This is a genomic window from Pseudomonas abyssi, from assembly GCF_003444685.1.
Lineage (GTDB): Bacteria > Pseudomonadota > Gammaproteobacteria > Pseudomonadales > Pseudomonadaceae > Halopseudomonas > Halopseudomonas abyssi.
Genome location: NZ_LMAZ01000001.1, coordinates 1263928 through 1271652, shown reverse-complemented (window position 1 = coordinate 1271652; position 7725 = coordinate 1263928). Strand labels below are relative to the sequence as shown.

At 53.5% G+C, this 7725-nt stretch carries 7 protein-coding genes and 1 pseudogene; 4 read left to right on the top strand and 4 right to left on the bottom strand.

What is annotated here, in order from left to right; all coding sequences use genetic code 11:
- Window positions 1-971 precede the first annotated feature (971 nt).
- Both ASB58_RS05875 and ASB58_RS05870 read right to left on the bottom strand, forming a co-directional pair.
- Window positions 972-1784: a BRO-N domain-containing protein gene (locus ASB58_RS05875; protein WP_118129653.1), complete on the bottom strand. Its 813-nt coding sequence runs from the start codon at window positions 1782-1784 to the stop codon at window positions 972-974.
- Window positions 1781-2248: a hypothetical protein gene (locus ASB58_RS05870; RefSeq protein WP_118129652.1), complete on the bottom strand. Its 468-nt coding sequence runs from the start codon at window positions 2246-2248 to the stop codon at window positions 1781-1783. The genes ASB58_RS05875 and ASB58_RS05870 overlap by 4 nt, the downstream gene beginning before the upstream one ends.
- A gap of 789 nt (window positions 2249-3037) precedes the next feature.
- Between ASB58_RS05870 and ASB58_RS05865 the strand changes: the two genes are divergently transcribed.
- Together ASB58_RS05865 and ASB58_RS05860 are read left to right on the top strand one after the other, a co-directional pair.
- Window positions 3038-4084, top strand: coding sequence for a DNA cytosine methyltransferase (locus ASB58_RS05865; protein WP_118129651.1), 1047 nt, complete (start codon window positions 3038-3040; stop codon window positions 4082-4084).
- Window positions 4081-5706, top strand: coding sequence for a TIGR02391 family protein (locus ASB58_RS05860; RefSeq protein ID WP_118129650.1), 1626 nt, complete (start codon window positions 4081-4083; stop codon window positions 5704-5706). The genes ASB58_RS05865 and ASB58_RS05860 overlap by 4 nt, the downstream gene beginning before the upstream one ends.
- Window positions 5707-5878: 172 nt before the next feature.
- Here the strand turns inward: ASB58_RS05860 and ASB58_RS20425 are convergent.
- Together ASB58_RS20425 and ASB58_RS05855 are read right to left on the bottom strand one after the other, a co-directional pair.
- Window positions 5879-6091, bottom strand: a pseudogene (locus tag ASB58_RS20425) (hypothetical protein); the annotation flags it as partial.
- A complete protein-coding gene (locus ASB58_RS05855; protein WP_118129649.1) occupies window positions 6003-6470 on the bottom strand; it encodes a hypothetical protein in 468 nt (155 codons plus the stop codon). The pseudogene ASB58_RS20425 and the gene ASB58_RS05855, both read right to left, overlap by 89 nt.
- Before the next feature lie 115 nt (window positions 6471-6585).
- Here ASB58_RS05855 and ASB58_RS05850 point away from each other — a divergent pair, with 115 nt between their 5' ends.
- Complete coding sequence (locus ASB58_RS05850) at window positions 6586-7305, top strand: hypothetical protein (RefSeq protein ID WP_147336793.1); 720 nt, start codon at window positions 6586-6588, stop codon at window positions 7303-7305.
- A complete protein-coding gene (locus ASB58_RS05845; RefSeq protein ID WP_065335700.1) occupies window positions 7295-7513 on the top strand; it encodes a hypothetical protein in 219 nt (72 codons plus the stop codon). Before ASB58_RS05850 ends, ASB58_RS05845 begins: the two co-directional genes overlap by 11 nt.
- The last annotated feature ends 212 nt before the right edge of the window (window positions 7514-7725 follow it).

Below are 7725 nucleotides of genomic sequence, written 5' to 3'. Positions count from 1 at the left end.
TCGGAGACACTAAAATACTTACCCCTTAAAAATCATTAACTTGCAATAACACGTCAATTCTTCGTAGCACTATTTAAGCACCGCATCTGCTCTGTGATCGCTGCGCTTCTCCGCTCTCTCCCCTCCCGCCTCCACAGGCCGAGTTTTAAAGTCACATAGAAACAGGGAAACAACCGAGCTGCACTTATTCCAGCCGGCAAGTCTCCGCCCCACAAAACCAGTTTGTAAGAAATGCCGTCAAACTCGGTATATAGGGGTATCTGTGTTCAGTTCAGGCAAGACCTGAGCCGATCCTGATCAAGTAGCTCCGGCCGCCCCAGCAGCAGCACCGCTGAGGTTCAGGCCAAATCAATCAACTAAAGGAAAACCACATGACCAATCGAGTCGTGCGTACACTCGTGCGCGCTTTTCAAGTAGTTCAAACAGTCAGCCTCAAAGCACTGGCGTACGGGTTACCAATTCTGGATAACCTGCTTGCCCTACTACTCTTGGTGGCCGCTATCTCGCAACTGCCCGGTTTCGAGCCGCTAGCAGACATGCTTCCGACGAACATAGATACGCTAGGCCGATGCCTCCGCCAACTGCGCATCCTGCTGAAGGCTCTAGAACAATGGCTGCAACGACGCACCAAGCAGCTTGAGCGCAGCAATAACAGTCACCGACCCCGTGTAGGGTTTGAACATGCAAGCAAGCGGGTTGACGCTTCTCCCTCCACACATGAAGGAGAAAGCAGCATGCGATCACTCACCATACCGGGCCTGACGTTGCGCCCAAATGAATACTACTCACACGAGCGCCCCGGCGGGTATCGCGTGCTCAAGCGGATACCCTGTGATTCGGCACCATATGTCCTATACAGCGGCACGCGAGACGGCAAGCCAATTCAGATTAAAGCGTACGGTATCGCTAGCTACCATCTGGAGCCGACACCTAAAGACTGGCGAATCGTCGTCATATACGTCTGCGAGGATCTACCCGCAGGCCAACGCCGGCAGCGTGACCAACTGATACACATACGGCCGTGCGCCACCGGGGCCAGTGGGTGACAGACGCACCCGCTTGTAGCCCAGCAACCGCAGGCAGCTCCCGACGGACGTTTGGGTGCCTCGGTCGTTGACCAGCTGCAGGGCTTCTATCACTTGTTGCACGCTGAAGCCTTGCGGCCAGTCGTTGGCCACCAGGTGCGCGCGGATGCGTTGCTGCAGCTCATAGGCTTTACGTTGCGGCGCCGGCAGGTCTGGGCCATCCAGCCAGGGGCTGGCGTCCAGTTCTGCTGCCAGATCCACCCCGGTGGTGCGCTCGGCTGCTTGATTGGCGCGGGTGGCGGCCAGCTGGCGCGGCATGCCCATGCTGCGGCCGACGGTGTAGAGCGAGCGGAACACCCGCCCTGCGGCTACCACCTCTTCCGCTTCTACCCGCGATGCTCTGGGTGCTGGCTCCGGATCGGGCTGCGTGTTGGGCATCACGTACGCGCCGAATTTGCGGATGCTGGGCAGCACCTCAGCGGTGACCCACTTCTTAAAGCGCTTGGCAGAGGCTTTGCGGCTGCGCAGAATGGCGGAGTACAGGCCGGACTCATTGATGATCAGCATGTCCTGCTCACCGCCAAGGGTACGCACAATCTGCGTACCCTTTTCGTCATCGTCCAGATTGCGGGTCATGTCACCAGCAATCCGATACTCAAGGGCCTGAGCAATATCGCTCGCAACCCACCAAGGCGCGCCCTCCACTAGCAATACGCGTACGGGGCTGCCATCAAACGCGAACTCGATAGGCTGGCTCATGACTTGCCCTCCTCGCCGCACTCCTCAGAACGTAGGCCAGCATTGACCAAGGCCAGCAGCGCCTTATCGCTCTGAGCATCCAAGCCACCCTCCAGATCGCAGACAGCCACCTCTAACCAGGCGTCCAGCTCAGAGAAGAAGCCGACCACCTGCCCGCGCAGAGCTGACTGCTCCGGCGTCAACGCGCTTGCAGCGGCTGGGCCGATCATATCCAGCACGATCCACTGGAGCGCGCCCAAGCCCTGCGGCCGGCCGTGCTGTTTGAGGTGCTTCAAGTAAATGCGAGCCAGCCCGCGACCTACTTCATTGCCGCCAGCGTAGCCGCCCGTTCTGGGCACAGCCCAAAAGCTGAACTGAGTGCGGCCGCGCACTGGGCCAATGAAGGGTAAGCGATGCAGCGGTAGATCCCGCCGGTTGTTGAAGTGCAGCGGAGCAGCCGCCGGCGCCTGCGCTTGAACGCTCATTGGACACCTCCACGCGCTTCCAGATCGCGGGCTTTGGCCATCGCTGCGTTGTAACGTTTGAGCCGGACAGACAGGGAGGAATCCGCATGCAACGCCGTAAGTGCCTGAGCACGGTAGCGGGCAGCACGATTTTTGAGCGGATTGAGGGTAAGAACGGGAAGCTTCGGCATGATCACAGGCCTCTGGTATGCGGTGTTTTCCGCTTACCCCGTCGCCAAACAGGGTGAGCGAACCGTGCAGGTTGGCGAACCGGCTACCAGTAACCGGCAGACCCGAAGGTCTCCCACACGGCCCGCCCATAAAGGCCTTGCCGTGTTGCGGACACAAAAAAACCGCGCAAAGGCGGTGTCCGCCTGGTAGTTACGAGTCGCCAAACCCGTGTCGCTGAATTTGCAGCAACGTGGAAAAGGTAGCTCTGCCGGCCCCAGAGGTCAACTGTATAATGCAAGCCAAGTGCATTCAGCATAGGGGATGAGCCATCCGTGACTACGGAGCCAGCCAGATACAGCATTGCGGTGAAAGGGCTACGCAGTAGTCAACGCCGCCTCAGGCGCCTATTAACGACTAGCGTCAAATGGCCGCCTGGCACACAATTGAAATCAGCGCCACCACAGGCCACTATGCGCATAGAAAGAAAAACCAAGGAGCGGTTCATGCCTTCCACCAAGCCAGAAAATACAGCCCTCATAGTCAAAACCTGCCAAGAAGCACATAGGCAGACTGAATCAAGACAGACGATATACACAAAGTGAGCCAAGAGCGCATCAGAACCACGGCAGGTCAGCATAGATGAGTCAAACAAACCTAACAGCAGTCGATTTATTCTGTGGGGCTGGCGGATTAACGCTTGGCCTAAAACAGGCCGGCTTCAACGTCATCGCAGGGGTTGAGTTAAACCCAGTTGCAGCTGAAACTTATCGTCTGAATCATGCCGATATTAATATCTATGAAAAGGACATCCGCCACATCAACCCCGCGGACGTTCTTGAAGACGCTAACCTAAAGCCAGGCGAGCTAGATTTGCTGGCCGGCTGCCCTCCTTGCCAGGGATTTTCTAGCCAAAGAACGCGAAATAAAACAAGCGCTCAATTCGACCCGCGCAATGATCTGATATTTGAGTTTTTCCGCTTTGTAAAAACCATGCTTCCAAAAACCATAATGCTGGAAAATGTACCAGCATTGGCCAAAAACTGGCGCATCCTCAAGCTAAAAAAAGATCTTGAGCAACTCGGCTACGTTGTCAACGAGCATTCAATATCCATACATGATGCCGCAGACTACGGAGTCCCACAAAGACGCCGCCGCCTGCTATTCAAAGCATCAAGACTCGGCGTAATCTCAGACGCGCCAAAAGCCAAAGAAATAACAACCGTGAAAGAAGCATTCTCCAACCTGAGACCTGCCGGGGAAAGTGGCGACACCCTACATGACCTAGGCGAAGAAAGAAGTGAAATAGTAAAAAAAAGAATCTCCCTTATCCCTAAAAATGGAGGTTCAAGAACTGATCTACCAATGGAATACTGGCTTGAATGCCACAAGAAAAACCCCGGAGGCTACAGGGATGTGTATGGAAGGATGCGATGGGAAGATGTCGCGCCCACCATCACAGGGGGATGCCACAACCCCTCCAAAGGGCGATTTATACATCCAGAGCTTGATAGAGCAATAACACTACGCGAAGCTGCAATCCTGCAGACATTCCCCATGGGCTATCAGTTTTCGCTGACCCAAGGAAAGGATGCTGTAGCTCTGATGATAGGGAACGCTCTCCCACCAAAGTTCATAGAAATTCACGCCCGAGCGTACGCGGATCATATCAAGGAAGAACGACAATGAGTCTGGAGCTAAAGTTCGACCCAAGAACCATTGAGCATCTTGGCGTAAAGATGTATTCCACACTGCCACCAGCATTGGCGGAGCTGATATCAAATGCCTACGATGCTGATTCGCCAGGCGTGGCTGTAGAATTCATTGAGTTAAATAAAACGCCAAAGAGCATTGTAATCAAGGATGAAGGCGACGGCATGTCGCTAAGCGACATTCAAAACAAGTTTTTAGTAATCGGCCGAAATCGTAGAAATGATGATGGGGACAAGCCATCAAACAAATTCAAGCGAATGCCTACAGGAAAAAAAGGGTTAGGGAAGCTAGCGTTATTCGGGCTTGCCAATGAAATCATCGTGGACACAGCCAAAGACGGCCTCAGAAATCGATTCAAGCTAAACTGGGCAGACCTTCTGTCATCCGATTCTGTTTACAGCCCTATAATCGAAATTCAAGACCAGCAAACCCCGCGCACGAATGGCACAACAATCAAGCTATCCGATTTAAAAAGAAAGTCACCATTTGACCTTAATTCGCTGGCTGACAGCCTTTCAAAAATATTCTCTGTCGACCCTTCATTCTCCATTACCTTAAAGAAAGGGACCGACATTGTTCGCGTAGATGGTGAGCGCAGATACAAAGACATCGACCAGCAGTTTCAGTGGACTGAAAAGGACCTAGTAAAAGAAGATAGTCCTTATCATGGAAAAATATCACTGAAATTTGTCACAGCCAAAACACCAATCCCTCCATCAGCAGGCCTAAGGGGTATCACCATATACTCCCGCGGCAAACTAGTTAACGCGCCAGAGTACTTTTCCGAAAGTACGTCGAGCCACTTCTTTCAATACCTCACCGGCTCTATAAATGCGGACTTTATCGATCTTTTAAACGAAGACGTCATTTCCACGAACAGACAATCAATTAACTGGGATCAGCCGGACATGGCAGATTTCAGAGAGTACCTAGGGGAGCTCATTTCCGAGACAGCTAGAGACTGGAGAAATAAACGGGCAAAGAAAAAAGAAGAAGAGATAAATACGGCCACGGGAATCAATACAGAGCACTGGATGAGCACCCTGCCGACAGATGTAAAGGGTCCAGTTCAATCAATTCTCGCGCACATGACCAAAAACGAGGACATTTCCGAAAGTTTAAACCCCATCGTAAATGCACTTTACAACATAGTGCCTGAATACCCTCTTTTACATTGGCGGCATCTTCATCTCAGCATTAAAGATGGGGTTTACGATCTATATAAAAACTCTCAATACGGTTTTGCTGCAGATCAAGCGACAAAGATGTACGCAGCTAGAATTAGAGAAATAGCAAAAATTGACGAGGACGGCACACGATTAGCAGATGTTTTCAACTTGCCCAACAATAAGCCACCCACCATTGCCATCAATGATCTCAGTACGTCGTCCCTAAAAAATATGCAGGAGGGGCAAAGCCACCTGACAAGGGGACTCATGCAAGGATTTCGCAATCCAATAAATCATGCCCCGATGGACAGGGTTGTTCCAGAAATAATTTCAGAACTTGATTGCTTAAACATTCTCAGCCTTGTCTCCTATTTGGTAGGCAAGCTCGACTATGCGGAAGAAAAGCTCAAAGAGAAAGCTGATAGTTAGCCAGGGTGCAAAAGCGAGATTCCGGTGGCGCGCCATCTCTCGGCGAGCAAGCCTGCCCGTCATTCGCCACCGATCGACTTAACTCCAAAGCGCTGTCGCTAGCCGCCATGATGCAGAGTCATAGCCATCTTACTGCTTGGACTCTATTTGCGTATTGGTATTATTCCCGACATTATTCTTTGGATGCTTTGATCGACCCAGTGATAGCATCATTTTGTAGCAGCCAACACTCCATCACCTGGGTTGAGCAGGAGATCAGCGCCGCCTCCGCTTCATCCAACGCCCTGCGGCAATCGTCATTCACCACCAGCGGTTTGCGCGCCGGCAGCTGGCACGGCACCAGGCTGCACTGCGCTTTCTGAACGGTAGGCTGCGGGATCGGTTGTGGCTGGGCGGGCGTAGAGCACCCCGAGTTCAACAGGCACATGCTCAGACAGATACTGCCTAATCGTTTGGTCATTCTGTTTCAGCTCCTCAAATGCTTGTGATTGATCATTGGCATTGCGGTCCACCTGTTGGCGCAGCAGCTCCAACCCTCGGCCAATCTCTGCAATGCGCCCCATCTCCTGCTGCTGCCCTTCCAGCACCCGCGCTTGCACCTGGATAAGCTCATCAGCCTTGGCCAGATCCCGCTCGGCCGTGTCGGCCCGCAACCGCTGTAGCTCAATGCGCGGCGACACCGCCCACCACCCCGCCGCCAGCACAACCACCAACAGCCCAGCCGCGGCCGCGAGCTGGGCCGCCCATTTCCAGTTTCCAAACATGATTCCTCCCGGCACAAAAAAGCCCGCAGGCGCGGGCTGGTGGATGACAGCAAGGCAGCTGCCGGCAGATACGCGAGCGTGATAGTCTCGGTGTTTTTTCAGGGACGATCAGGGCATGACAAAAAAGCGTTGGGATATACCAAAGCGAACTCAAAACACCCCGCAAGCTTCAGCCCAACAAGAAGCGCCGTTAGATATGGGCAAACTGATAGACCAGTTCAAGTGGTTCCCCGCCCTAGCCCTTTTGATCAACGGGCTGCTTGCAGGAATGGGATACCTTTTCATCACTGGTTTTCTAGCCAAGGTAGGCATTGACGTTGCAGAGCTAGAAATTAGCCTGCCTTCACTCCTGCTATATGGCTACATCTTTACACTAGACGCTTTATCTGAGAGCGCACGACTAGCCCTAATGGCTGTCGCAGGTGGGCTTATGGCCCTCTTCACTTGGTTTTTTCATATTGCTTTCAAAGGCGCCTATCCCAAGCAAAACGACTGGGTTCGAACAATCCTAAGCACCTCCCTTGGGGCTCTGTCTGCCGTGCTACTTCTTCTCGGTCCCGCATGGGTATTCAACGCTGGCGGCGCCAAGGCGATGCGCAGCGAACTGACCAAAATTGACATCAGCACCACCCTAGGTCAGTTGACCCGCACCCATTCGATCAACACGCCAGACGGGCCGATTGAGGGCAGTCTCGTGATCGCAGACCAGCGATACACCTACATCCGTGCCGGCAACGCGGTTTACAAAATCGCCAACGATTCGCAAAAAGTGGTCAGAGCCATTACCTTTACTTCAGACGCCAGTAACAAACCGGAGGAGCAGGATGGCCAGTAACTATCGCACGAAGAGAATGCCAGCGGTCAGGGATCGCACCGCCCGCGGAATCGCGCAGGATTACGTCGCAGCCCTACTGCTCGATACTGCCGAACACGCTGATGCGTTCTGCAACGAAGCCCTAACAGAAACCGAGCGCAATATTGCACGGGACGAGGTCACTCGGCTCGGCCACGAGCTGCGCGAAAGGTACAAGTGCCTCCTGTAGGGCTAGCGGCGAAAGATACTCAACAAAGAAAAACCGCGATCGCCTTGTCGAACACGTTGTCGTCGCTTTAATCCGCTAAATACAGATAGAGACGGCCTGCAGATCATCCTCCCCCAGCTTTATTGCGCCTCCGTTCGGAAGCCCCGGTTTCCTGATAAAATGCGGCTCCGCTCGGGCGATCCGCCCCCTGCTGAGCGCCAACAGCCATAAAA

Bases quoted from the DNA above. Each gene is read 5' to 3' on its own strand.
- ASB58_RS05850 (WP_147336793.1), top strand. From the start codon at position 6,586: ATGACAAAAAAGCGTTGGGATATACCAAAGCGAACTCAAAACACCCCG.
- ASB58_RS05860 (WP_118129650.1), top strand. From the start codon at position 4,081: ATGAGTCTGGAGCTAAAGTTCGACCCAAGAACCATTGAGCATCTTGGC.
- ASB58_RS05855 (WP_118129649.1), bottom strand. From the start codon at position 6,470: ATGTTTGGAAACTGGAAATGGGCGGCCCAGCTCGCGGCCGCGGCTGGG.
- ASB58_RS05870 (WP_118129652.1), bottom strand. From the start codon at position 2,248: ATGAGCGTTCAAGCGCAGGCGCCGGCGGCTGCTCCGCTGCACTTCAAC.
- ASB58_RS05875 (WP_118129653.1), bottom strand. From the start codon at position 1,784: ATGAGCCAGCCTATCGAGTTCGCGTTTGATGGCAGCCCCGTACGCGTA.
- ASB58_RS05865 (WP_118129651.1), top strand. From the start codon at position 3,038: ATGAGTCAAACAAACCTAACAGCAGTCGATTTATTCTGTGGGGCTGGC.
- ASB58_RS05845 (WP_065335700.1), top strand. From the start codon at position 7,295: ATGGCCAGTAACTATCGCACGAAGAGAATGCCAGCGGTCAGGGATCGC.